This is a genomic window from Phycisphaerales bacterium, assembly GCA_016699835.1.
In the GTDB taxonomy this organism is placed as follows: Bacteria; Planctomycetota; Phycisphaerae; order Phycisphaerales; family UBA1924.
In genome coordinates this window covers 2,958,509-2,982,663 of sequence record CP064987.1, presented here as the reverse complement: position 1 = coordinate 2,982,663, position 24,155 = coordinate 2,958,509, and the positions used below count along the sequence as shown (strand labels likewise).

The 24,155-nt window shown below is 63.8% G+C and carries 19 protein-coding genes and 1 pseudogene; 5 read left to right on the top strand and 15 right to left on the bottom strand.

Annotation, left to right across the window (positions count from 1 at the left end):
* Positions 1 to 72: 72 nt before the first annotated feature.
* The 5 genes and pseudogenes from elbB to IPK69_12340 form a co-directional block, all read right to left on the bottom strand.
* Positions 73 to 792 carry an isoprenoid biosynthesis glyoxalase ElbB gene (gene elbB, locus IPK69_12360; GenBank protein QQS08760.1) on the bottom strand — a complete coding sequence of 240 codons (720 nt, stop codon included), beginning with the start codon at positions 790 to 792 and terminating at the stop codon, positions 73 to 75.
* Positions 793 to 841: 49 nt separating this feature from the next.
* Positions 842 to 1,144, bottom strand: coding sequence for a hypothetical protein (locus tag IPK69_12355; GenBank protein QQS08759.1), 303 nt, complete (start codon positions 1,142 to 1,144; stop codon positions 842 to 844).
* A 788-nt stretch (positions 1,145 to 1,932) separates the two neighbouring features.
* Positions 1,933 to 2,064 (bottom strand): annotated as a pseudogene (locus IPK69_12350) (prepilin-type N-terminal cleavage/methylation domain-containing protein).
* 378 nt (positions 2,065 to 2,442) lie between these two features.
* Entirely contained in the window at positions 2,443 to 3,426 is a 984-nt protein-coding gene (locus IPK69_12345) for a prepilin-type N-terminal cleavage/methylation domain-containing protein (GenBank protein QQS08758.1), read from the bottom strand.
* Between the two features lie 225 nt (positions 3,427 to 3,651).
* Positions 3,652 to 4,554 (bottom strand): hypothetical protein, encoded by a 903-nt coding sequence (locus tag IPK69_12340; protein QQS08757.1) that lies wholly within the window; start codon positions 4,552 to 4,554, stop codon positions 3,652 to 3,654.
* Positions 4,555 to 5,103: 549 nt separating this feature from the next.
* Between IPK69_12340 and IPK69_12335 the strand changes: the two genes are divergently transcribed.
* Both IPK69_12335 and IPK69_12330 read left to right on the top strand, forming a co-directional pair.
* Positions 5,104 to 6,492, top strand: a complete 1,389-nt coding sequence (locus IPK69_12335; protein QQS08756.1) for a serine/threonine protein kinase — start codon at positions 5,104 to 5,106, stop codon at positions 6,490 to 6,492.
* A 405-nt stretch (positions 6,493 to 6,897) separates the two neighbouring features.
* Positions 6,898 to 7,554, top strand: coding sequence for a translation initiation factor IF-3 (locus IPK69_12330; protein QQS08755.1), 657 nt, complete (start codon positions 6,898 to 6,900; stop codon positions 7,552 to 7,554).
* A gap of 8 nt (positions 7,555 to 7,562) precedes the next feature.
* On the opposite strand, the gene IPK69_12325 is transcribed toward IPK69_12330, so the two are convergent.
* The 5 genes from IPK69_12325 to IPK69_12305 form a co-directional block, all read right to left on the bottom strand.
* Entirely contained in the window at positions 7,563 to 8,840 is a 1,278-nt protein-coding gene (locus tag IPK69_12325) for a glycosyltransferase family 1 protein (protein QQS08754.1), read from the bottom strand.
* 103 nt (positions 8,841 to 8,943) lie between these two features.
* On the bottom strand, positions 8,944 to 9,429 hold the full coding sequence (gene sixA, locus IPK69_12320) for a phosphohistidine phosphatase SixA (protein QQS08753.1): 486 nt from the start codon (positions 9,427 to 9,429) through the stop codon (positions 8,944 to 8,946).
* A gap of 52 nt (positions 9,430 to 9,481) precedes the next feature.
* Positions 9,482 to 10,339, bottom strand: a complete 858-nt coding sequence (locus tag IPK69_12315) for a class I SAM-dependent methyltransferase (protein ID QQS08752.1) — start codon at positions 10,337 to 10,339, stop codon at positions 9,482 to 9,484.
* A gap of 175 nt (positions 10,340 to 10,514) precedes the next feature.
* Complete coding sequence (locus IPK69_12310; GenBank protein ID QQS08751.1) at positions 10,515 to 11,792, bottom strand: GNAT family N-acetyltransferase; 1,278 nt, start codon at positions 11,790 to 11,792, stop codon at positions 10,515 to 10,517.
* 106 nt (positions 11,793 to 11,898) lie between these two features.
* On the bottom strand, positions 11,899 to 13,068 hold the full coding sequence (locus tag IPK69_12305) for a sigma-70 family RNA polymerase sigma factor (protein ID QQS08750.1): 1,170 nt from the start codon (positions 13,066 to 13,068) through the stop codon (positions 11,899 to 11,901).
* 645 nt (positions 13,069 to 13,713) lie between these two features.
* Between IPK69_12305 and IPK69_12300 the strand changes: the two genes are divergently transcribed.
* Positions 13,714 to 14,346 carry a superoxide dismutase [Mn] gene (locus IPK69_12300; GenBank protein QQS08749.1) on the top strand — a complete coding sequence of 211 codons (633 nt, stop codon included), beginning with the start codon at positions 13,714 to 13,716 and terminating at the stop codon, positions 14,344 to 14,346.
* A gap of 102 nt (positions 14,347 to 14,448) precedes the next feature.
* Positions 14,449 to 15,945, top strand: coding sequence for an alpha/beta hydrolase (locus IPK69_12295; protein QQS08748.1), 1,497 nt, complete (start codon positions 14,449 to 14,451; stop codon positions 15,943 to 15,945).
* Positions 15,946 to 15,984: 39 nt separating this feature from the next.
* On the opposite strand, the gene phoU is transcribed toward IPK69_12295, so the two are convergent.
* From phoU to IPK69_12270, 5 genes are all read right to left on the bottom strand, one after another.
* Positions 15,985 to 16,770, bottom strand: a complete 786-nt coding sequence (gene phoU / locus IPK69_12290) for a phosphate signaling complex protein PhoU (GenBank protein ID QQS08747.1) — start codon at positions 16,768 to 16,770, stop codon at positions 15,985 to 15,987.
* 23 nt (positions 16,771 to 16,793) lie between these two features.
* Positions 16,794 to 18,062, bottom strand: coding sequence for a hypothetical protein (locus IPK69_12285; protein ID QQS08746.1), 1,269 nt, complete (start codon positions 18,060 to 18,062; stop codon positions 16,794 to 16,796).
* Positions 18,032 to 20,296, bottom strand: coding sequence for a DEAD/DEAH box helicase (locus tag IPK69_12280; protein ID QQS08745.1), 2,265 nt, complete (start codon positions 20,294 to 20,296; stop codon positions 18,032 to 18,034). The genes IPK69_12285 and IPK69_12280 overlap by 31 nt, the downstream gene beginning before the upstream one ends.
* A gap of 204 nt (positions 20,297 to 20,500) precedes the next feature.
* Positions 20,501 to 20,956 carry a ComEA family DNA-binding protein gene (locus IPK69_12275; GenBank protein ID QQS10482.1) on the bottom strand — a complete coding sequence of 152 codons (456 nt, stop codon included), beginning with the start codon at positions 20,954 to 20,956 and terminating at the stop codon, positions 20,501 to 20,503.
* 343 nt (positions 20,957 to 21,299) lie between these two features.
* Complete coding sequence (locus tag IPK69_12270) at positions 21,300 to 23,012, bottom strand: endo-1,4-beta-xylanase (GenBank protein QQS08744.1); 1,713 nt, start codon at positions 23,010 to 23,012, stop codon at positions 21,300 to 21,302.
* A gap of 104 nt (positions 23,013 to 23,116) precedes the next feature.
* On the opposite strand from IPK69_12270, the gene IPK69_12265 reads away from it, so the two are divergent.
* Positions 23,117 to 24,100 carry a phosphoribosylaminoimidazolesuccinocarboxamide synthase gene (locus IPK69_12265; protein ID QQS08743.1) on the top strand — a complete coding sequence of 328 codons (984 nt, stop codon included), beginning with the start codon at positions 23,117 to 23,119 and terminating at the stop codon, positions 24,098 to 24,100.
* Positions 24,101 to 24,155: the final 55 nt, after the last annotated feature.

The following is a 24,155-nucleotide window of genomic DNA, read 5'->3' as shown; positions in this document are numbered from 1 at the left end:
CCCAGGCGGGCGACATCGTATGGACTCCGCGGCGACCGATCGAATCTCTCGAGATCAGGCTTGTCGGGGCGATCAGCGATGCATAGGAGCCGCGGGCGAACTCGCAAGCAGCCTCGCGAACTCCTCGATCATCGAGCCGATCCCCACGAACACGCCATGCGGCCCAGTCTCACACATATACGCGGGCGACGTCACCAGCAGGTTCTTCTCGTCCACCAGAGATTCGGTCACAACCTTCTCGATATTCGTTGCACCCATCTCGCGGACCGCGATCGCCGCATCTCCCTCGGCGCCAACCGTCACGCGGCACCCCGGCCCGCCCGTCGCCGACCCGAGCACGCGTGCCGCGAGCACCGGTGCGATGCAGCACATCGCGATCGGCTTCCGCGCGGCATGGAACTCCTTGATGACGCGCTCGACCTGCGGGATTGCTGTGCAACCAGAGCCTTTGCTCGCAAAGTTGCAGAGGTTCTTCGCCGCTCCAAATCCACCCGGGAAGACCACGCCTGCATAGTCACGCGCGTGCAGCCTATCGATCGGGTCGATCTCGCCCCGCGCGATGCGGGCGGCCTCGACCAGCATGTTCCGCCTCGAAGTCCCCGGCGGCATGGGCCTACCGCTGACATGATCGATCACCTCGGGCTGATCCAGATCCGGCGCGAAACACCGATACGCGATCCCAAGCCGATCCAGATGCACTAGCACGCACACCGACTCGTGAATTTCGCTCCCGTCAGCCCGGCCACAGCCGGCAAGGATCACGGCCACGCGAGATTGCGGCTCATGTCGCATGTCAGCCCTCAACTCTCACAATACCCATACCTCGCGGGGCCGGATGCTCTCAGTTCCCGCCCTGCTGAGGCATTCCTGCGCGTGGAAGGCTGACCTCCGTCGGTGCATTCGAAGCCGTGCCGACCGGCTGAGGAGTTGGTGGCAACTGCTTCATGTTCTCGTCCTGGACCCTTTGAGCGGCCAGGGCTTCTGGGGTCTTCCGTGGATCTTGAGCGGATTCACCACCGCCCATCACGCGCCAGGCCTGAAAGCCCACAAAGATCACCGCGACAACAAAGAATGCGAGTACGCCGATCGCTTTCGGTGAGACCTTGTCGCCGTCGGGCGAAATGAAATCCCTGAGTGCACCCATTAGAAGTCACGTCCCTTGATGCCGAGCCGCGTGCGGAGGAAGTAGGCCGGTGACGCACCATAGTCGTCATCGCCATAGTCAATGATTCCGCTCGGGAAAAGCAGCGGCTTGTCGAACGTCGGCACGGTCACGTTCGGGGCCGCCGTGTTCGAGATGATGTCCGAAGTAATCACATAGTCCGAATGCCCATCGGCCGCCAGAACACCAGGACGGCTCCCAGGAACAAACCACGGAAGTATCGGCTTGGATTTGCGATTGAAGTCCATTCGCTCATAGACGAGCACCTTCTTGTCGGGGAAGGTGGCGTCACTGAACCGGTTCCGACGAAGCATGTACCCATTTGCCGCGGACGCGATCACGGGGGTCGAACCCGCGTACCGATCCGACCTCATCCAGCACGTCGGCGAATAAAAATACGACGACGGGAAGATCGTGCCAGTCAGGTTCACCGCGGGGTTATTCCATTCCTGACGGAAATAGGACGCGTAATAGGGATCCGCGGGGTGGATGAGATTCTTCGCCGCCGTCAGTGACACATCATCCGTCCGCATCTCATACGAAAGGCCGTACACGGAGAATGGCTCGCCGACGCTCTGCGCCGGTGTGCCGCCACCGGGATAGTTGTCGAACTGCCAGAACCCGTTGCCCCACGGGTTCGTGGCCCGCATCCATGCTGTGCCGGTCGCCTGCGTCGGGAACGGATTCGGGAACTCATCCTTGTACGACGCTGCGTATGCCGCGAAGAAGTTGCCGAAGCCCTTCATGTTGACAAGGCTGTTCAGATTCTGCGCCGCCTTGCGTGCCTTCCCGAGCGCCGGCAGCAGCAACCCGATCAAAAGCGCAATGATCGCGATGACCACCAGCAACTCGATCAGCGTGAAGCCCCGCGAGGTGGATGCCGTGGAGCGTGTGAGGTTCATGCGGTTCCGGCGTGTCGTGCGTTCCATGCCTGTCCCCTTGTCCAGAAGGCCCGGCGATCGAAGAGCGATGCCACGGGCAAGTACGGCTTGGCGGCCGGACTCTTCACAGGCTTGCACGCCCGTTGATCCTGCCGCGGTGTCGAAAGCGAACGGTTCCATCAAACAAGCCCACGGCGAGTCTCAACCCGCCACAGACCCGAACTCCAACCCCACGCACGACTCGGTCCGGCCGGTCTACTCAACGAAACGTGCCGTGACCTCAAAGATACACAAAATCTTCGTCATACGCGACCAAGAGTATTCGTGAATGCGGTATTTTAGGTTGCGAACACCGCGAAGATCGCCGTAAAACCGAACTTCATACGAACAAATACGCGATCACGGGCGGATTCCCTCGAACCACATGGAGTAGTTCTCGTTGATGAACGTTGAGGCCGTGCTACCCGGAAAAACGGGCAGATAGCTCGCGTGCCCATCCATGAACCCGAGCACACCGCGATTGATGTCATCGAAACCGTTGCGGAGCTTGTAGTTCGTGTTCGTATTGTTCACAACGAGGTCGGTGTTCTGGTCATTGAGCCAGACCATTCGCGAGGGGATGAACGAGTCTGACTTTTGGAGCACCCGGGCCCCGAAGTAGAACGAGTTCATGAATCCGCGTGCTCCCTGAGAGGCGCGATAGGTGACGACCTCGGGCTGATTCCACCATTTCGCATTGAAATGGTAACTCGAGCCCGTGCAGTAGTAACACGAGAGAAACTCGTCACACCCGCGCGGGAACGGCGTGTGCTGCTGGCTCAACTTGTCCCCGGGATCCCTGAAGACACCCAGACGAAGCGCCGACCGCTGCGGATCGTTCGCGGCAAAGGCTTGCATATTCGCCGGTGCGGTGAACGAGACATCGGGATAGATATAGGGATTCATCGGGCGATCGGCGGCATGCACGTCGAACGCGCGGGCCGCTTGACCGAGCCAGTATCCGTGCCCGTTCCCTCCACCGAACGACCACGTGGACCAACCCAGCACGTCGAGGTGCTCGTTCATATCCGATCGCTGCCGCTTGGTCTGGGGGCGATAGTTCCCCACGACCGGAAATGGGCGATAACTGAGCGTCATGGGCATGAAGCCCTTGTAGTCCTCGCGATAGGTCATCGCGGCACCAGTAATCTGACGCGCATTACTGAGCGAAATCAGAATCTGCGCCCGAATCCTCGCCTTCTTGAGCGCCGGCAAGAGCAACGAGATCAAGAGCGCGATGATCGCGATGACCACGAGCAACTCAATCAGAGTGAAGCCCCGTCGGCCTCGCTCGCCGCGGATCACTCGACTCAGCCAACGGCACACCGATTCGTTTCGATCCATCGTGGGGCACCCCTTTGTGAGACGCTGACGCACGCGAATGGTCCGTCACACCGTCTCAAGAACTCTTCGCCCACCAACGAGACCAGAACACGCACACCCGAAACACCACATACACCCACAACCACACACGCCCGCCTCACGATTCGGCCGACGCCCCCCTCCACACTCGCACACCACCAACTCACTCTAGGCCAACCTTCATCGTCGCTACCAAATCGTTGCGACTTAGTCCTGCGGAATCGGAAGCCCATCGAAGATCATGCTGTAGTGCTCGTTCGAGTAACTCTCCGCATCATGCCCGGACCGAATCGGCACGTAGCCAACGTGCCCATCAAGAAAGGCGAGCACACCCATGTTGGTGTCGCCGAACCCGTTCTTCTCCTGGTGCCCGGCGGTCCACCAGTTCACCACGATATCCGAAAACTGGTCGTTCAGCCAGACAAACTTCGAGGGCGAAAACTCGTCGGCCTTCCGCATTCGGAGCATCCCGAAGTCAAAGGCCCGCATCAGAGGTCCATTCCCTGTGAACGCCAGGAATGGCGGGTCGCGGAGTTGCTGGAGCCATTTGAAGTTCGCCTGGTAGGACGTGCCCGTGCAGTCATACGCCGTGAATCCGCTGGTGCAGTCCGTGGGGTAGTTCACGTGCTGACGCGAGACGAGTTTGTCCCCGGGGTCGCGGAAGACGTCCATCTTGAACTCGGTGCGTCCCGAATCGTTGGGTCCGAATGCCGCGCCATTCGGGGGGGCGGGGAAATCCAGATCCGAGTACACATACGGGTTCAACAACCGGTCCTTCGCGTTCATGTCGTACGCTCGAAGGTTGATTCCCAACCAATAGCCATGGGCATTTTTGCCGCCGTAAAGGAACGACGCCCACCCCAGAATGTCCGACACACGCCGGGACTCCGCTACAGGTCTTGGAAGTGGTCGATAGTTGCCCACGGGTGGAAAAGGCTTGTATGAAGGAGACAGCGGCATGTTGCCCTTGTTGTCCTCACGGTACAAAAGGGCCGCCGTGGTGATCTGCCGCTCATTGCTCATCGAGACCATGAGACGGGCTCGTGTCCGGCTCTTCGCGAGCGCGGGCAAGAGCAGGCCGATCAAGAGCGCGATAATCGCGATGACCACCAGCAACTCGATCAGCGTGAAACCCAGCCGCCAATGGCTGGCTCGCCGCCCTACGACATCTCGCAGGGGATAATCAGATAAATGTTCTCTAGAGAAATCTCTGACGTATGTCGGGTGGGGCGCTTGACCGAGCCAAGTACAATCCATGGCGAGACTCCATAATCCGTGTTTCTATGGAAAACGCGCGGACTCCCCACCGCGATACTTCAGAACTATACCAGAATCTCGGCATTGGGTTCTATCGAGATTCATACTTCTTCAAGACTTCAGTCAATTCCACAAAAAATGCCCAATCCTCACATTGTGTCTAATAGCATTTTGTTTGGTATTCCGCAACCATTGTGCTGCGCCACTCGTACCGAGATCCGGGCCGACGTGGGGATTTGTGCGAACTGCCCGGGAATGTTCCTCTGCCGACGTCTCGGATTTGACGATTTCTCCTTGAGCCTCTAGGTTCATGCCCCGCGCATCGGTCGCGGAGGCGGCCTGAAGGACTCAGGCCGACCGGCGCTCTCCTCCGGTCGGCATCAAAGCGTGGTGGCGTCGGACATGAGCAACGCGGAACAACATCACGAGCCTCAGCGCGACCTCGGACGCGATCCCGGGAAGACCGCGCCTCTCGATCCGCGCGCCACGGGCGTCGCGAGCGCCGTCAGCCATGGCTCAACGGGGCCGGTCGTCTCGCCCGAAGAGGTCCAGGCCGAACTCGCAAAGAACGGCACGAACGTCGACACGCAACTCGGCCGTCTCGTCATCGACCAGGGCCTCGCGACACCCGAGGAAGTCCAGCACTGCCTCACGCAATCGAAGTCACTCGCCGAGGAGCGCAACCAGCGCTCGCTCGCCGAACTGCTCATCAACAACTCGTACGTCACGCAGCGCCAGATCGATCGGCTGAAGGAGATCCTCGCCGCCGAGCGCAGCGGGCAGAAGATCCCCGGGTACAAGGTGCTGGGGAAACTCGGTGCTGGCGCGATGGCGACGGTCTTCAAGGCCAAGCAACTCAGCCTCGATCGTGAGGTCGCGATCAAGGTCCTCCCGCGGAAGTTCTCGAGCAATCCGCAGTTCATCGAGCGGTTCTACGCCGAGGGACGCTCGGCCGCCCAACTCAACCACCCCAACATCGTGCAGGCCTTCGACGTCGGCAAGGCCGGCGATTACCACTACTTCGTGATGGAGTTCGTCGACGGCAACACCGTCTACGACGAGATCGTCAAGAACAAGAAGTACAGCGAGTCCGACGCGATCGACATCGTGATCCAGATCACCGAGGCGTTGCAGCACGCCCACGCCAAGGGCCTCATCCACCGCGACGTGAAGCCCAAGAACATCATGATCACCAGGACGGGCGTCGCGAAACTCGCCGACATGGGCCTCGCCCGGGCCATCTCCGACCGCGAGATGGCCGAGGCCGAGCAGGGAAAGGCCTTCGGCACGCCCTACTACATCAGCCCCGAGCAGATTCGAGGCGAGGTGAACATCGGCCCCCCCGCGGACATCTACTCCCTCGGCGCCACGCTCTACCACATGGTGACCGGCTCGGTCCCCTTCGACGGCAAGAACCCCTCCGCCGTCATGCACAAGCACCTCAAGGCCGACCTCGTCGCCCCAGACCACGTCAATCCCCGTCTCTCGGCAGGAATCTCCGAGGTCATCGAGCGGATGATGGCCCGTTCGCCCAAGGCCCGCTACCAGAACTGTGCCGACCTGCTCGTCGATCTTCGGGCGCTCCGCGAGGGAAAATCACCCCCGATCGCCCACAAGGACTTCGGCGAGGCCGACCTCGCGTCGCTCGTCAAGGCCGAGGCCGCGGCCGCCCCGGGCGAGATCGCGATTTCTGAGCCGGACGTCCCCATGGTCCGCCGATCCCTCGCGATTGCGCTCATAGTTGCCCTGGCCTTGAGCCTGATCGGGAACATCGTGCTGATGTTCCGTTAGATTTCACTCGATATTGCAGGGATTTGACGCCCGAGGCTTGCATTTTGCCCTCCCACCGGTTAGGCTTTTGGCCAGTCGTGTCCCCGGTAGATCGGAGTTGTCCAAGGGGCCGATGAAGCCTGCAAATCTCGCTGTTTGAAATGATCCAACGACGCATGACTCGATTGAATCTCAACCTCGACCCCGTGACGCGTGGTGGCGCATGGTGGTCGTGAGTCGTCGTTGTTTACCCATCTCGGACCAACGCTCGCCGCTCGGATCTTCCGTGCTGAGTGTTTCTCTCGTTGTGTGCGGAGCGTCGGACTTGTGGTCCGCGTTCCGAGCGACCGTCGCATCCATCATTCGTTAAACCTTCTCGGAGATCGAACCATCTCATTCGGACGATTCAGGCGTGACCAGGGCCCGGTGCAGCGCACCCGCGTGAACTTCATGATCCGTATCACGCCGATCCGCGTGATCGGGCCGGAGAACGAGCAGATCGGCGTCATCGAGACGAACGACGCGATCAAAATGGCGCAGGAGCAGGGACTCGACCTCGTCGAGATCTCCCCCGACGCGCGCCCGCCCGTCTGCAAGATCATGGACTATGGCAAGTTCAAGTACGAACAAGGCCAGAAGGACCGCAAGAATCGCGCGGCAAGCAAGGCGACCGAACTCAAGGAAATCCGCCTCGGCCGGAGCGTCAAGATCGACCCCCACGACATCATGGTCCGAGTGCAGCAGGCACGCCGGTTCCTCGTCGCGGGGCACAAGGTCCTCTTCACCCAGCGACTGAAAGGGCGCGAGGTCGCGCACAAGTCCCTGGGCATGGACAACCTCAAGCGAGTCCTCGAGGCGCTCCAGGACATCGCCAAGGTCGAGCAGCCGCCGCGTGACGTCGGACGCGCCTGGACGATGATGCTCGCCCCCGACAAGCCCAAGGTCGAGGCCTACAAGCGCTCCCTCGACAAGGAACGCGCCGAGAAACTCGCCCGCGGCGAGAAGGTCGAGGAGGAGAAGACGATCGAGCAACTCGACGCCGAACTCCAGGCTCAGAACGCCGCCGACCACGACGAGGATTGATCCGCGATTCAGCGTGACGCGACGAGACCTGCCAACGCGGGCACGTTCGCGTACGCGCTGAGTATGCCCCTCACCCGGTGCCGCCACAAGTGGGCCGCCGCGATCCTCTCGCGCCCGGCATATCCCATCACGGCGCATGCCGAAGGATCCGCGAGCATTGTCTCCGCGAGTTCCCGCGCCCGCTCCGGCACACGGGCGTCGTACAACGCCAATCCCGACGACTCGGCGTGGCCATCCGATCCAAACTCACGCCTCAGCACGACCCGATCCTCCGCGATCGTCGCGCACCCGCTCGCCATCGAGAGGAGCGGCCTTTCGGTCGTGCTCATCGCGAACTGCGTCGCTCCCCACGCGACACACACCCGCGCTCGCCGCAGCACGCCGGGAAGTTGGGCGTAGTCCACCGAGCCCAGCCGCACGGTCGTCCCGTCGCACACCTCGTCCCACGCCTCGCCGCCGACGATCGTGACGGGAAGACCTCGCAACGCCCGCACGAGCGCGAGGCGCCGCTCACGGTTGGCGATCGCAATGGCGACGCGCCACACCGCCGCCAACTGCCGCCACTGATCCACGGCAAACAACCCCGGCGGACCCACCAGATCCATCGCCTGCGTAAACGTGACCCCCGGCGACTCGACGAGCACGCGGGCGGCCTCTCTCGCCACGCCCACGAGCGATGCGGGGAGCGTCCCCACGAGATCCTCGATCTGCGTCACCGAATGGATCGACCCGGCAACGACGACACCAAGATCCCGCCCGCCCCGGGACGCATCGGTGTGCGAGTGCGACGGCTCGATCTCGCGTTCATCCGCGAGCGCGCTCGTCGGCACGCCATGCATGCACGTGAAGTGCCTGATCGTGGGGAATCGCAAGCCCAGAAGGTGCCGATCGTCGATCCCGGTCATGAAGAGGCGATACGCGGGCAGCGTGCACAGCCGCTCGATCGTGCCTGTCGGCAGGGCGAAGGGATGATCGACGACGAGGTGCGCCACGCCGCACGCCGGGTCCGCGGGCCTCGCCCATCGCAGAAACGCGTCGAAGTCCGAGGGGAAGTTGAGCGCGAGCACGAGCCTCGGCCCGTGCACGGCCTGCTCGACCACACGCCATCCGCACGCCGCGAACGCCTCGACGATCTCGCCGACCATCGCGTCGAGGAGCGAGTACCGCGACTCGAACTGACGCCAGACTTGCAACGCCGGCGGCGCCCCACCACTTGCGGCAGGCACTCCGGTCAAACTCGTGGTGGCTCCAGCGTGGCTCATCCCCGAGTCATCGGCTCGTCGCACACGCACGCTGCAACGGTGCACGAGTTCGGGGTGTGTCGTCCAGACCAGTCCGTGTGCGAGACGACTTTGTCAGTGATCGAATCGTCTCATCTTCAATCGTCAGTCACTCGCCGACGGAACCCTCAAGGCGCACCAGTTCCATCAACGTCGCCTCCCCATGGATCCCAGCCTGGATGTTCGACAGTAACGCCAGTTCCCCCGTGCGCAAACAGGGCGACTCCCGACCTGTCAGGTGCTCTACGAGGTCACTGAGCGTCGGATTGTGCCCGACGATCATGATCGAATCATGCTCATCGGCCAAAGCACCCAGCAGTTCCGCGACCGCCCTGACGCTTCCCGTAAGTCCCAGAGCCTCCTCGATCTTCGGCTCAACCCCGACCGCGTCGGCGATGATCTCCGCCGTCAAGCGCGCCCGATCCGCGCCGCTCGACAGCACCACAGTCGGCCTCGCCATCAGCGGCGGCACGAACTCCGCAAACATCCCCGCAAGATGAGCGGCCTGGGCGTGCCCCTCGTTCGACAAGGTGCGACGCTCGTCGCTCGTTCCAGCACGCTCGGCGTGCCCGTGCCTGACGATGTACAGATCCATCGTCCTCCGATCACCACCCCCACCGCTGTCCATCTCGACTCGTTCAACGCCATCAGATTCGTCGCAGCGCCAGCACTCGTTCACCGAGTGGATCGGTCTCGGCATCGCCCAACGCGTCGCCATCGACCAAGTCCAACTCCGGACACGAGTCTACCAGATTCTGCACCTCCTGGGGAGTCCAGAATCGCATCTCATACTCCTCCTGGATCGTTTCCGGGCAATCCGGGACGCCCCGAGTGCGCACGGTCCGCCGAATCCGTTCGGCCCGAATCTCCTCGTTGAACCCCACGATCTCGTAGCGGACCCACGCCTCGCCTGACATCCCACCACGTGTACGGCTCGACCGATCCGTCATGGCCCGATGCTCCGGTCGCGTGGCGACAGGCCCCGCCTCGTGGGTCACCATCGGCATCGTGATCTCGTCACGCCGGCGCGTCGTCTCGGTCTCGAATATGAGCGTCAGTAGGAACAGCCCGCCGGGCACAAGATGAGTCGCCACGGAGCGGAAGTGATCGCGAAGGTCCCTGGGGTCCGTCCAAATGGACGCCGTCCCCGCGATCTCGAGCGCCAGATCAAAGGGCCCGGTCTCAAAGCGGAGGTCGCGCATGTCGCCCACGACGAGTTCACGTGGTGCAGACCCCAGCACCCGATCCGCAGCCTCGATCATCGCCGGCTCGAGATCGTTTCCCGCGACGTACCACTCATCCACGAACGGCTCGAGCCAGTTGCCCGGGCCGCACGCCGGGTCCATCACCGATCGGATGCGTCCACCGCGTCGAGCCTGACTTGCCCTTTCGCCATGACGATCGACCGGCATGAGGCGAGCGATGGCGCGTTGCACCTTGGGGAGCAGGTCATCGTCGGGCGCGCGAAGCGCCGCGTAGACCTCCGGATACTGGTAAAGACTCACGACGTGTTGCCCAATGCCGCACACCACGCCCGGTTCTCGCTGACACAGCGTCGGACCAGACAGGCCTCCGGCGAGGCGCGGTGAGCGTAGCCAAGTTCCAGAATCCAAAGAAGCAGGGCCAGCCCCACTCCTCTCAAATTCTGTCTGCCGAGGAAATGGATTTTGCGGACCGGCGTCAGTACGCGTCCACGATCATCCCCCGACCACCGGAAAAGACCGCCGACGCCAGGCGGAGGGACTCGCGTGCACCGTCGCCCAGGCCGACCAGGGGGAGTTCCTTCGCCGGACGGAACCCGGTCACGACCGAGGCCAGCCCGCGGATGTCCAGATCGATGACCGACTCGGGAGCCGCCGAACCGACATCCCCCAAGCGATCCGCCTTCGCCACGCCCTTCTCGATCACCACCCGCCAGACACCGGCGTTCCCGGGGAGGAGTTCGTCACGGACGCGGAGGTGAACCTCGGCCGAAATCCCTAGCGGATACCCCCGCGACTCGATCGCTTCGCGGACGCGGACCACACGGACGAAGTGGGCCTCGTCGATCTCGACCGGGCCACGCCCCATGAGCGTGGGCGAGAGCCGCATGAGCGACGCCAGGGGATGCCCGGGCGCGTAGACCATCCGCACGTTGTGCCCCATCGTGCCATACCCCGCGAGGAACGTCAGCACACGCCGGCCCGCATCGGCATCGATGAACGCGGCATCGGAGACGGACACGTCCACGCCGCCGCTCGCCCGCCGACGCATCGCGACGTACGCGTACGCCACGATCTCGCCCGCATCGTCGAGCATTGCGAAGCCCGTGTGCGGCTCACCCCGGAAGTTCTTCACGCGATCCCACACGTACTCGCCGCGATCGAGCATCCCGTCGAGACGGCTCGCCATCGACGCATAACAGGCTCGCACGCTCTGCGCGTCGGCGTCGACGATCGGACGCACCACGCCCAGCGACGTCGGGATATCGGGCACGATCGACGCGATCGGCGCGGACACCACCGTCAATCGACCCGCGTGCTCATAGCCAACCTTGCGATACAGCGGCTGCGTCGAGGCGTACAGCCCCGAGAGCGCCACGCCCTCGGTCCACATCTCTTTGATCGCCTCGCCCATCATCCACGGCGCGTGCCCAAAGCCACGCGCCTCGGGAGAGACCGCCACGCCCGCGATGCCCATCAGCGGCACGGACTTGCCGCCCACCCACAGGCCCATCTTCATCCGCCGAAGGCACGCGGCGATCGGACCACGCACGGGCTCACCTGTCCGCACGACTCGATTCTCGGCCGGCGCGGTCTTGATCCACTCAATGGATCCTTCAACCGGCCCGCCAAACGCGTGGTGCATCATCGCGCCGAGGGGCGTGATGTCCCCATCGAGGCCGAGCGCCTCATAGAAGCGCGGCGTGCTGGCGTCGGTCGTCGCTCCGGAATCTCGGCTGCTTCTGACGCTCGTCATGACGCAGGGTAGCGTGCGAATTGAAACGGCCCGGCTCAGAGGTGAGCCGGGCCGGAGGTTGTGACACTGGTGTTGAAGGCTCGAAGATCGGTCGAGAGGAACTCGATCAGTTGAAGGCGATCGACTCACGCTTGGTCGACTTGATCGTGATCATCGCGGGGTCGATTCCCGTTGCGGCCTGCGGCGTACCGACCTGGGCAGCCTCCGCGGCGAGACGCACGGCCTCCTCCGCCTCCTTGTTCCCCAGGAAGTTCGCCTCCAGTTGCAGGCGGATCTTCTCCATCGCCTTGTTCTGGATCTGACGCACGCGCTCCTTCGTCACGCCGATGATCTGCCCGACCTGCTCGAGCGTCATCGGCTTGTCGATCTCGCCGGCCTCAAGCCCGAATCGGTGCTCGATGACCGTGCGCTCGACGTCGGAGAGATCGGCGCTGTTCTCCAGCACGATCCGCTTGACCTCGTCCGCCGCGTCCTTCTCGAACCCCGACCGCTTGGTCTCGAGGAAGTTCGACTTCTCGAGTTTCGGGTCAAAGTCCGTGGGGAAGCGCTGACGGTACTTGCTCAACTTCATCCCCTGGCGGCTGAACGCCTTGAGGATGGCGCGGCAGGCGTAGGTGCTGAACTTGTACCCGCGGCCGGCGTCGAACTTGTCGACGGCGCGGAGCAGGGCCATGTTCCCCTCGCTCACCAGGTCGGCAAAGTCCACCTCGCTCATGCGGGTGCGCTTCGCCATCGCCAGCACGAGCGCGAGGTTGGTCTCGGCGATCTGCTCGCGGATGCGCTCGGAGATGCGGTACCAGTGCAGGATGTCACTCGCCTGCTCGGGGTTGGGCTTGCGGTCCGGGCTCGCCCACACCAGTTTCTGGATCTCGTTGATGCGGTATCGCGCGTAGTTGAACTGGTGGAAAAGGATCTTCTCCTGAGCACCCGTCAGGATGACCTGCTGGGCGCTCTTGACGGTCCGGTTGCGCGTCCCCGAGAGGTCGTCCATCACAGGGTGATACCACGTCGTGTCCGGCTTGGGAACCGGGGGCGCCTCGTCATAGATCTTGTTGTTCGCGTCCTTCTCTTCGAAGGCCGGGCTGGGGATGAAATCCTGCTCGCGCGACATGATGTGGTTGAGGAGACGCTCCTCATCCACACTCAGGCGCCGGCGCACCTGCGCCTGCCCGGGATTCGCAGCCTCCGTCAGCGCCGAGCCCGCCACGCCCGCGCGATGGCGCCGGCGGACCTGCTCAAGAGGGCTGATGGTTCGTTTCGTGTTCGTCGTCTGCATTCGCCTCACCGATTCCTTCACCTTGCGACATTCGAGGACGCGCGTCGTCCCAGAATGCCCGGGAAAGGCCGTCATTGGCCTTCCCGATTGTCCAGACTCTCAAAGATGCGCCGTACGCGCCGGTCTTTCAGAGTTTCGTTCGTCTCTACGTCCCCAAACGCTCCGTGGGTCGCGCGGCCTTCCTGGCGGGTGCTTTCCGGACGAACCGGAGTCTACCAGAAAATCAACGCCGCGCCTTGGTTGTGTTTCGTTCTTGCTCACACTTTGTCAACGTCCGAAAATCAATCGCCCCTCACTCAGACTTGCCGTCATATCTCTCCCACTCATTCCATGCCGAACTCCTGTTGGATGCATGATTTGGCGTCAGCGTTCCCAAAAGTTCGTAGTTTGATCGCACATTCGCTTCGAGACCGAACCGAACCCTCGGGACGTCAATCCCGCGAGTACAAATCGACATCCAGTGGCTTTCTTGGGTGCGCCTACGCTTGCGTGTCGGTCCCAATATCCCCCGACCAGCATTCGACACCCTGGGACGGGCGAGGAAGATAGCACAGACGAGCCGAGAACGCCAGTACTTTTTGCTCTATGAGGTGTTCTCGGAATCTCAAATTGTTCGTAGTTTGATCGGTTTAGAAGGAGATCACGATGCCGCTCACACTCCCCAACCTGCCGTATGCCTTCGACGCCCTGGAGCCATTCATCGATGCCCAGACGATGCAGATCCACCACGGGAAGCATCACGCGGCCTACGTGAACAACGCCAACAAGGCCCTCGAAGGAACTCCCTTCGCCTCCTGGACGGTGGAGCAACTCGTCACGAAACTGGGCGAGATCCCCGAGGAGAAGCGCACGGCCGTCCGCAACAACGCCGGCGGGCACCTGAACCACTCCATGTTCTGGGAATCCATGGGGGCCTCGGGCAAGGGCGGTGGAGGCGATCCCTCCGGTCCGCTCGCCGACGCGATCAAGAAATCGTTCGGCGAGATCTCGCACTTCAAGGACGAGTTTGCCAAGGCCGCCGCGGGCCGATTCGGCTCGGGGTGGGCATGGCTGTGCAAACTGCCCGATGGGAGCGTGGGCATCTGCTCGACCGCGAATCAGGACTCGCCGCTCATGGGCAAGGCCATCGCCGGGTGCGGCGGAACGCCCCTCCTGGGGCTGGATGTCTGGGAGCACGCGTATTACCTGAAGTATCAGAATCGCCGGCCCGACTACGTGACGGCGTGGTGGAACGTCGTGAACTGGGCGAAGGTGCAAGAGCGTTTCGCGAAGGCGTGAAGTGATCGTTGCGAGACGCACGTCTCTGGACGTCAGGTCGTTCAGTTCTCCACTTTGGACGAGGTATCCATGGCTCAGTCTGTGCCTGCGGGAGGCTTGAGAATGACCCGGAAGCAGTTGGGTCTTACAGCGTTCTTGCTCGCTCCGGTCGTGCTCTTCGTGGGGCTGATGTGGGTGATCGCGCTCTCCAAGCCGTTGATGGATGCCCCGCCTGTCGGCGCAGGGGCGGGCGGGACGGGGGGCGCGAACGCCATCGGCGAACTCCTCGCGGGTCATCGAGCGAACGCCGGCGCGGTCGCGATGCCCTTTGATCGCGAGGTCGAGGCCGAAACGCAGGCGACGGCTCCAGCGCAACCTCCGACAACCGGCGCGGCAGGCGACTCCGTCCGTCCCGAGATGCTCGCGACCGGCTTCGTGCTCATCGTGCGCGACGCGTCGGGGAAGGCCTCGCCCAGTTCCCCGATCTATCTCGCGGGAAACGTCAACAACTGGAACCCCGCGGACCCGGCGTATCGCCTCGAGGCGCAGTCGGACATGCGCTGGCGGCTCATCATGGACAAGCCGGCGGTCGACAAGATGGAGTTCAAGTTCACGCGCGGCTCGTGGGAACTCGAGGAGTTGAAGGCCGACATGAGCGTTCCGGGCAATCGAACGCTCGATCCGATTCTCACCTCGACGATCAAGCCCGGCGAGCGCCCGACGATCGAACTCACCGTGCACCACTGGTCGGACGAGAAGCCCGAGTTCGCCGCGAAGAAGGCGATCGATCCCTATCGATCGATCACACCCGGAGGCGGCTCGCTCAGGCGGCTTCAAGTCCAGGGCGGCGTGGGCGATGCCGAGCGGGGCACGCGTGACGTGCTCATCTGGCTCCCGCCGGGATACAACGACGCGGCCAATCGCGACCGGCATTACCCCGTGCTCTACATGCACGACGGACAGAACCTCTTCGAGAAACTCCCTTCGATCCCCGATGAGTGGCACGCGGACGAGACCGCCGCGAAACTGGTGAGCGAACACGCCATCGAGCCGCTGATCATCGTCGGCGTGCCCCACTCGGGCGCAACGCGGATTGGCGAGTACTCGCCCTTCGAAGCGGTCCCGGGCGTGGTGCCGATGGGTGAGGAACACGTGGCGTGGCTCGGCCGCGAGGTGGTCCCGCGGGTCGAGCGAGCGTTCCGTGTGGATTCGTCGCGCGCGGGCGTGGGCGGCTCGTCGATGGGCGCGCTCATCTCGCTCTATGCGGCAACATCACGCCCCGAGACCTTCCGCTGGGTGCTTGCCGAGAGCCTGCCGATCTCCGCGTTCGCACCGCAGTCGTGGTCGTCGTATGTCGGCTCGGTCCGACGCTGGCCGGACAAGGTCTATCTCGGTGGAGGTGGCAAAGAGTTCGGCGCCGCGCCCGAGCAGTCCCAGAAGAATCAGGATTTCGCTGACGCGATCCGGGCCTTTGCCGACTCGATCGGGAAGACGAGCCCGAACACGAAGGTCCAAGTCCTCATCGCCCCCGAGGCGACCCACAATGAGCGTGCCTGGGCGGATCGGTTCGGCGAGGCGATCACCTTCCTGGTTCCCGCGGAAGGCAAGACCTCTCGCTGATTGAACCTGGTCGGAATCTCTACTCAAAATACGTGGACGTCAAGACTGCTTCAAACGGCGCTTCTCGTGACGCACGATCGTCCCCGTGGAGAGATAGATCACGTCCTCGGCAATGTTCTTCATAAGATCGCCGATACGTTCGAGTTCGCGGCCGATTCGGTACAAGAGCATGGCGACCGAGAGCCCCTCGTCAGACGGGCGCTCGGCACGCGTGAGTTGCACGACCTCCTCGAAGAGTTGGCGTTCCAGGTCGTCGATCACCTCATCGCCCAGGACAATCTGACGGGCGCCGTCGACATCCTCGTTGAGAACACTGCGGAGCAACTCATGGCACGCCGCCGGGACGCGCTGCGCGAGTTCCACAAGGGCCGTCGGCCACTTCGGGGGAGCGGTGTTGGGGTGGAGTTTCGAGATGCGGATCACAACCTTGGCGATAGACGTCGCGTGGTCGGCCATGCGCTCGATGTCCGAGTTCACCTTGAGGATAAATGTCACCACACGAAAGTCGCGTGCGAAGGGATGGTGGAGCGCGAGCAGTTCATAGCAGGCCGTCTCGATCGCGACCTCTTCCATGTCGATCGCGTCGTCGTCGCGACGGACGGCTCGGGCGGCGTCGGCGTCGAGGGGCCACAAGGCTCGAAGGGCGGCCTCGAGCATCCCCGTCGCCATGGTGGCCTCTCGGATCAGACGCCGTTTCAACTGCCGGAGACTCGCCTCGAAGGTGGTCTCCCCCTCGGCTCCCCCCAGCCCTCCCGCGCCGATATTGGGGCCCTCGCCTGCATCGAATCGTGTCGCGTCCATACCGTGCTCCGATCCGTCATTCATCGGCGTCTCGTGGCCGGGAACTCCTATGAATCGTGACTATACGCGGGGGGTCGCGGGCCTCGATCCGAAAAAGACGCGGACGTGTCAGCGAGCCACGAGTTCTCGTCGCTTCGCAGGCGATGACGGAGCACACGAACCAGCGTCTCGGGCTCGAGGTAGTTGGGCGGAGGGCGAAAGTACACCTCGAAGACACCCTCCTGACCAACAACCGGGAGGACACGCACGGTGGGTACCGCAGTGTCGGATGCGACCGACGACGCGGGGCGACGTCGATCGCCCGCCTGCTTCGTCGATTGCGGTCTGCGAAGACGACGATCGAGCTCCTCGGTCGCCGGCGAAACGAACACGACATCCTTACCCCGTATGGTGATCGTCTTGATTTCGAGTTCCATCGCCGCGATGCGGATCTCGGCGAGATCGAGCAGACGCTGCGTGGGCTTGGGCGGCTCGCCGTACGCCTGGACCATGTCCGTGCGGACAGCGTCGAGTTGCTCCAGCGTCGTCGCGGCGGCGAGGCGTCGATACGCCTCCAGGCGGCGTTGTTCCGACGGGATATAGCCCCTGGGAATCGTCCCCGAGACGCCGATCTCGATGCTCACGCTTGCCGTCGTCCTGGGAGGGCGTTCAGCTCGCAGATCATGGACCGCACGCTCGAGCAACTGGCAGAACATCTCATAGCCCACGGCCGCGATGTGCCCGGATTGCTCCGCGCCGAGGATGTTCCCCGCGCCGCGGATCTCGAGGTCGCGCATCGCGATCTTGAACCCGGCGCCGAGCATCGAGTACTGCTCGATGGCCTTGAGCCGCTTCTTCGCAACCTCGCGCAATGGTCTATCCGGGCTTGTGAGCATGTAGCAATACGCCCGGTGCTTGCTGCGGCCGACGCGCCCGCGCAACTGGTGCAGATCGGCAAGCCCGAATCGATCGGCGTCGTTGATGATCATGGTGTTCGCCGAGGCGATGTCGATCCCCGACTCGATGATCGTGGTGCTCACCAAAATATCGGCCTCGCGACGCATGAACTTCAGCATCACGTCCTCGAGTTCGTGCGGCGACATCTGCCCATGCCCGATCACGATGCGGGCCCCCGGAGCCAGGCGACGCACGTCGTCGGCGATGCTCTTGATGTTGTGGACGCGGTTGTGCACAAAGTACACTTGCCCCTCGCGAGAGAGTTCCCGCGCGATCGCCTGCTCAATCCGACGCTCGTTGTAGGGGATCACCTCGGTGACGATCGCCCGTCGATCGAGCGGCGGCGTCGTCAGGCTCGAGATGTCCCGGATGCCCAGCATGGACATGTGCAACGTGCGGGGATGGGTGTCGCCGAGAGCGTGATGACGTCGACCGTGAGACGGAGTTTGAGGAGCGCTTCCTTGTGCTCAACGCCGAATCGCTGCTCCTCGTCCACGACGACAAGCCCGAGATCGCTGAAGCGAACATCGCCCGAGAGCAGGCGGTGCGTGCCGATGATGACGTCCACGTGCCCCTTGCGAAGGGCCGCGAGGATGTCGTTGGCCTCCTTGTTCGTCTTGAACCGCGAGAGGCTCTCGATCCGGAACGGGTACCCCGCGAACCTCGATCGAAACGTCCGCTCATGCTGCTCGGCGAGCACGGTCGTCGGCACAAGCACCGCGACCTGCTTCCCGAACTCGCACGCCTTGAACGCCGCACGGATCGCCAGTTCGGTCTTCCCGAAGCCGACGTCCCCGCAGATGAGCCGATCCATGGGACGGGCCGCCTGCATGTCGCGCTTGATCTCGGCGAGAGCCGCGAGTTGGTCGTCGGTCTCGGTATAGGGGAACTCGGCCTCGAACTCCCGCTGCCAGTTGGTGTCTCCCGGGAAGGCTTGCCCAGGCATGTGCTCTCGGGCCGCACGCACGCGCAGCAGTTCCGCCGCCAGATCCCGCACGCTCTCGGCGGCGCGTTCCTTCTGGTGCTTCCACTTCACGCCCCCCAGCGTCGAGAGCGGCGGCGAGCCGCTGAACCCGCCGACGTACTTCTGCACCTTCTCGATCTGCGACGCCGGGACGTGCAGTTTGCTCCGCCCGGCGAACTCGAGCGTCAGGAACTCCTCCTGGTCCACGCTCCCCGCCTTCTTCCCGGGCATCTCGCGCGGCGTGAGCAGCGTCAGCCCCGTGAACTTCGCGATGCCATGATCGACGTGGACGACGTGATCGCCGACCTGGAGGTCGAGGAACGTGTCCATCGCTCGCGCGGCCCGCAGGCGGCCCGTGCGTCTTCGAACCGTGAAACGATTGAGCACCTCGTGATACGGCACGAACACATGCCCGACTTCGCCCTCGGACGACGCGTCCCACACCACGCCCCGGTGGAGGTATCGCTCGATCGACGAGACTCGTGTCGCGAGCGCGGGGTCGATGCCCTCCTTGGATTCCTCGAGGAGTTCGGCCAGCCTCGATCGCTCGCCCGCGTTCTGGCAGCAGACGACCACACGCCGTCCATGCGTCGCGCCGACAGTACTGCGGTGCTCACCCGCGAGCGACACCAGTTTTCGCATCGCCTCCTTCACGTCCTGCGAGAACGCGGGGCAAGGCGACACCGGGAGTTGCATCCGATGGTCCGCGCTCACGCCGCCGGCCGAGAACTGGTTCAACTCGACCATCGCGTGGAAGCGTGTCTCGAGGAGTTTCAGCACGCTCGGCGGGCCGACGATTCCATGCCCGCTCGTCACACGTTCGAAGTAGCCGCGTCCCTGCTCGACGACCTCCATCGTCTCGACGAGCACCACGATCGCGTTCTTGGGCACGAGTGACAGATACGACACGCCCGAGTCGTCGGGCCTGGCCTTCATCGGGTCGGCCACGACCAGCGTGACGCCCCCCACTTCTCGGTCGCTCCCCTGCGTGTCGAGATCAATCTCGGTGATCCGCTCGAGCGTGTCGCCGAAAAAATCGAGCCGCACGGGCGCTCCGGACGAGATCGAGGCATCGCCGACGCTCGCGCCACCGGGCGGGAATATGTCGAGCAGGCCGCCACGCAACGCGAAATCGCCCGGCTCCTCAACGGCCTCGACGCGTGAGTATCCCGCCGCCGCCAACCACTCGATGAGCGCCTCACGCTTGTGATCCTCGCCCTTGCGAAGCGTGCGGATCATCGCCTCCAGACGCTCGACCATCGGCACGAGTTGCATGCACGACTGGATCGAGCAGACGTGCACCAGGGGACGTTCGGCGGCGATCGTCTCGCGGACAACTAAGATCCGCTCGGTGAGTTGCTCGATCGCGCCGGCGTCGTCGCCTCCCTCGCCCGGGAGGGTCTCGAGGGCCGGAAGTCGTACCGCGGCGATGCCCGCGGACTCGAGTTCGTCCAGGGCCTCGTCGGCGTCATCGAGGTGCGCCACCATCAGCACGATCGGACGATCCAGACGGCGCCGCATCGCTCCCGCGAGCAACGAGGGCATCGAGCCGACAGCCCCGGTCGCCACGACGCGACGCCCCGACGCCACCGCGTCGCAGAGTGCCGCGATGGAAGCGTCGGAACCCAGAATGTCCACCGGCTCGTGCATAATGGTCGAGTTGACCTCGAAACTCCACGACGAGCGCGCAGGCGCACGCCCCGGCCCAACCGCATGGGCCCGAGCGACACCGGCACAATCATCGGGCGATGCTAGGACGTGATAGACGCCCCCAGCCCCAGGCAATAAAACTCGCACTCGGCGCCGCACGATCGACACGCGCACGTCGGAGTTGTTGGACTCACGCCGGCGGCGTCACTCGCCTGTGGTGATGAGCGGCAGGAGCTTCTCGAGTGTCTTCGCCCCGATGCCCTTCACGCGATCGAGGTCCTCGGGTCGGCGAAACGGCCCGTGCTCCTCGCGATACTCGACGATCCGCCCGGCGAGCGCGGGGCCGATGCGCGGGAGCAACTCCAACTCGGACTGCGAAGCGGTGTTGATGTTGATGAGGCGCGCAATCGACGACGGAACCGTCGGCTTGGTTGGTGTGACCTTCGGCGCCGGAGACGTGGTAGGTTTCTGAGACGGCTCAACGCGTGGCGAATCCGCGGCGGCTGGCGAAGGTTCGCGTGGCGAGTCGCCCGCGGGATGCGCGGCCGGAGCAACCGGCCCCAGGCCCGAAGGCGCCGTGAGCGGGAGCACCGGTAATGGCGGACCCAACGGCTCGTTCGTGACGAGGCCAGCTACCGGAGTGATCGCGACCGGTGGCATCACACGATCTGGTGCAACGGGTGTCGTTGGCGCAGACGTTTGAGTAGAGGACGTCGAAGAGGCGACGAGAATCGTCGATGCCACATCGGACGAAACAGACGAGTTGGGCGTGATCGGATCTGGCGTTCGTGAATAGAACGCCATCACCGTGGCCCCGATCGCCAACGTCACGAGCGCACCCACGCCGGCCCACTTGACCGGACCGGCCACCACGCCGGCGGTCACAGACTTTGTGTCACCACCCATGCTGGTAGTGTACAGAAACAGTCGCCTGTTCGCCCGACCCAAACAGATACTAAAAAGTCTCGGGCGTTCCTGAGAACGATCGACGTAACCCCGCGAGTTACTCCGCGAGCACAGGCATCACGCCCTTACGAACGGCCTCACGCACCAATCCCAATCGCGTGGCCGAGGCTTTGAGTTGCCCGTTGGTGCCGACCAGTCCACCAAACGGCATCTCGGGCGCGGCCGAGGCTCCGCCGACACCATCGGCGAGTTCCTGCCAGCAGACGTTGTGCACGAACGGCTTCGACGCAGCAATGCTCATCGCGTGCGCCAGCCAGGATGCCTGACGCGCCTCGGTCCAGTTGCCACGCCAGCGACCCGGCTCGTGCGGATCTTCGGGAGGAGCACCGGCACGCGGCACATACGCCGCCGCTGGGATCGGCGAACTCGGGGCGCCGAGCGTCACCGCGATGGGCTTCTCGAACGCCGCGAATCGATCGAGGATCGCCGAGAACGAGAGCATGTCACGCGTCGTCAGCCCCGGCTCGGCGTGCCCCATCGGGACACGCAGCGAGATCGCATCGATCGGGAGGCCCGTCTGCACGATCGCGTCCGCGTACAGAACCGGCGGCAGCGATCGCTTGTTCCACGCGTGGTACTCGCCCCAGGGCTGCGTGATCTCCACCTGCACCTTCGCCGTCGGCTGCAACTTCTTCACGATCAGCACACACAGCCTCGTGAGATCCACGATCTGGTCGAACGAGACCTTGATGTTCGTGTTCACGTTCAACCCGGAACAGACCGTCCATCGCTGCACCGTGCGCCGATACCGCGTCACCACCGCCTGCACATGCTCCACGACAAGATCGCGGAGCGTCTCGTAGTCGTTCTCCCAGATGTACAGCCAGTCCGGGACGCACGCCTGGCGAAAATCGAGCAGAGGCCCGCCGAAGACCGGAATCTTCGCCGTCCGCACCGCCCATTCGATCCAGCGGTCCGTCGGCGCGAAGTTGTACTTCCCCTCGCGCGGCTCGAGGTCCCGCCACCGCATCGGCATGGAGATGAAGTCGCACGTCGCGTGCGCCACGCGTTGCAACGTCTCGGACCACGTCGCGGGGCTGATCGCGCAACCGATCATTGCCGTCCCAGGGAGCACGGCCCGCATGGAGCCGGGGACCACCACGGCCGTCTGCGGAGGGAGTTTCTCGCGCGTGATCCTTGTGTAGTGCTCCGAGGCCTCGGTGTGAGCGGAGCCATCGCCCCGAGTGCGAAGGTTTCGCGCCGCCTCGATCACCGCGAGTTGCTCGCCCGCGTCAACCGCGAGCGCGATTGTGCGAGCGGCGAGACGATCGGCGTCGGGGCTGTATCCACCAATCGAGGGCTGCCCATTCGACGACTCATCGCGCTGCGCCGAGAGCGCCTTGGTGAACTGCGACCGCGCCCGCTCGAACTGTCGCATCACCGGCTCGTCGGCGGACAACTCCGTGAGTTGCCAGTCCTCCATCTTGTTGAGAACCAGCATGATCTGGTGTCGCGCCAACTCGATCGAGAGCAGATACGGGTTGTCCTTCCCCCGCGCGGGAAGGAGGCACGTCGGAAGCGTGAGCAATCCCAGACCGACCGCGTCTGACTCGTCGCCGACCGGTCCGACCTCAAACTGCACGACCAAGGCCGTCGAGTGCGGCGCCGAGAACGCGCACGAGATTACCCCCCCGCCGATCGACAGATCCGCCTGAATCGGCAGCGCGTCGGGGCCATGAACGAACGCGTGGCGCGGCGGAAAGTTCTCCGGCACCACTCCGTCGGCCTCGAACACCACAAACGTCATCATCCCGCGTCGGCTCCAACCTCCCGGCACGTTGATACGCGAAATCCGCCGGGGATGGCAGGGTAGCGCCAGCACACGGATTCGGCACGAACCTACGCTCCCTCTCCATGCCGAATCACCCTGCCCCCGACACCGGGCCGCTCCTGAAATCCGGGCTGAATCTCGCCGGACTCCGCCGGGGCAAGGTCCGCGATGTCTACGACCTTCCCCCTGGTCGGGACGGCACGCCCAGACTCCTCATCGTCGCCACCGATCGAATCTCCGCCTTCGACGTCGTCATGCCCACGCCCATCCCCGGCAAGGGCGCGACGCTCACGGCCATCTCCACCTTCTGGTTCAGGTTCATCGTGAATGCCGGACTCTGCAAGACCCATCTCCTCTCCACAGATGCCGCAGAGATTCCTGAAACCGCCTTCCATCTCGGGACCGACACGGGCACACGAACGCCGCGTGAATCTCTCGTCGGCCGCATCACCATCGCCCGCCGCGCCCACGTCGTCCCCATCGAGTGCGTCGTCCGAGGCTATCTCGAAGGCTCCGGCTGGCGCGAGTATCAGCAAACGGGAAGCGTCTGCGGTATCGCCCTCCCCAAGGGCCTCCGCCAGTGTGACCGTCTCCCACTGCCGATCTTCACCCCCGCCACCAAGGAAGACCTCGGCAAGCACGACGAGAACGTCTCCTTTGAAAAGGCGGCCGATCTCGTCGGTGGCGACCTCATGCGATCTCTCCGCGACACATCGCTCGCGATCTACACTAAGGCCGCCGAGCACGCACTCGCCCGGGGCGTCATCATCGCCGACACCAAGTTCGAGTTCGGCTTTCCCATCGACGCGAGTGGCAAGGAAAGCGACACGCCGATTCTCATCGATGAAGCACTCACCCCCGACAGTTCCCGATTCTGGCCCGCCGACCGCTACGAACCAGGCCACTCCCAAGCGAGTTACGACAAGCAGTTCCTCCGGGAATACCTCGAATCGCTCGTCGCGAAGGGCAACTGGCACAAGTCCCCGCCCGGCCCGTCGCTCCCCGCGCACGTCATCCAGGGCACGGTGGACCGGTATCGAGAAGTCGCCAAACTCTTGACCGCGTAACCGATTCTTCCTCGAGACCATTGCCGGCCCGAGCGCGAACTACGCTTGTGCTCGC

What these genes read in the sequence shown, in the direction of transcription:
- IPK69_12300 (QQS08749.1), top strand. Translation starts at nt 13,714, where the DNA reads ATGCCGCTCACACTCCCCAACCTGCCGTATGCCTTCGACGCCCTGGAG.
- IPK69_12280 (QQS08745.1), bottom strand. Translation starts at nt 20,296, where the DNA reads ATGCACGAGCCGGTGGACATTCTGGGTTCCGACGCTTCCATCGCGGCA.
- IPK69_12285 (QQS08746.1), bottom strand. Translation starts at nt 18,062, where the DNA reads ATGCTGGGCATCCGGGACATCTCGAGCCTGACGACGCCGCCGCTCGAT.
- IPK69_12310 (QQS08751.1), bottom strand. Translation starts at nt 11,792, where the DNA reads ATGACGAGCGTCAGAAGCAGCCGAGATTCCGGAGCGACGACCGACGCC.
- IPK69_12270 (QQS08744.1), bottom strand. Translation starts at nt 23,012, where the DNA reads ATGATGACGTTTGTGGTGTTCGAGGCCGACGGAGTGGTGCCGGAGAAC.
- phoU (QQS08747.1), bottom strand. Translation starts at nt 16,770, where the DNA reads ATGAATGACGGATCGGAGCACGGTATGGACGCGACACGATTCGATGCA.
- elbB (QQS08760.1), bottom strand. Translation starts at nt 792, where the DNA reads ATGCGACATGAGCCGCAATCTCGCGTGGCCGTGATCCTTGCCGGCTGT.
- sixA (QQS08753.1), bottom strand. Translation starts at nt 9,429, where the DNA reads ATGGATCTGTACATCGTCAGGCACGGGCACGCCGAGCGTGCTGGAACG.
- IPK69_12355 (QQS08759.1), bottom strand. Translation starts at nt 1,144, where the DNA reads ATGGGTGCACTCAGGGATTTCATTTCGCCCGACGGCGACAAGGTCTCA.
- IPK69_12275 (QQS10482.1), bottom strand. Translation starts at nt 20,956, where the DNA reads ATGCCACCGGTCGCGATCACTCCGGTAGCTGGCCTCGTCACGAACGAG.
- IPK69_12345 (QQS08758.1), bottom strand. Translation starts at nt 3,426, where the DNA reads ATGGATCGAAACGAATCGGTGTGCCGTTGGCTGAGTCGAGTGATCCGC.
- IPK69_12265 (QQS08743.1), top strand. Translation starts at nt 23,117, where the DNA reads ATGCCGAATCACCCTGCCCCCGACACCGGGCCGCTCCTGAAATCCGGG.
- IPK69_12295 (QQS08748.1), top strand. Translation starts at nt 14,449, where the DNA reads ATGACCCGGAAGCAGTTGGGTCTTACAGCGTTCTTGCTCGCTCCGGTC.
- IPK69_12305 (QQS08750.1), bottom strand. Translation starts at nt 13,068, where the DNA reads ATGCAGACGACGAACACGAAACGAACCATCAGCCCTCTTGAGCAGGTC.
- IPK69_12335 (QQS08756.1), top strand. Translation starts at nt 5,104, where the DNA reads ATGAGCAACGCGGAACAACATCACGAGCCTCAGCGCGACCTCGGACGC.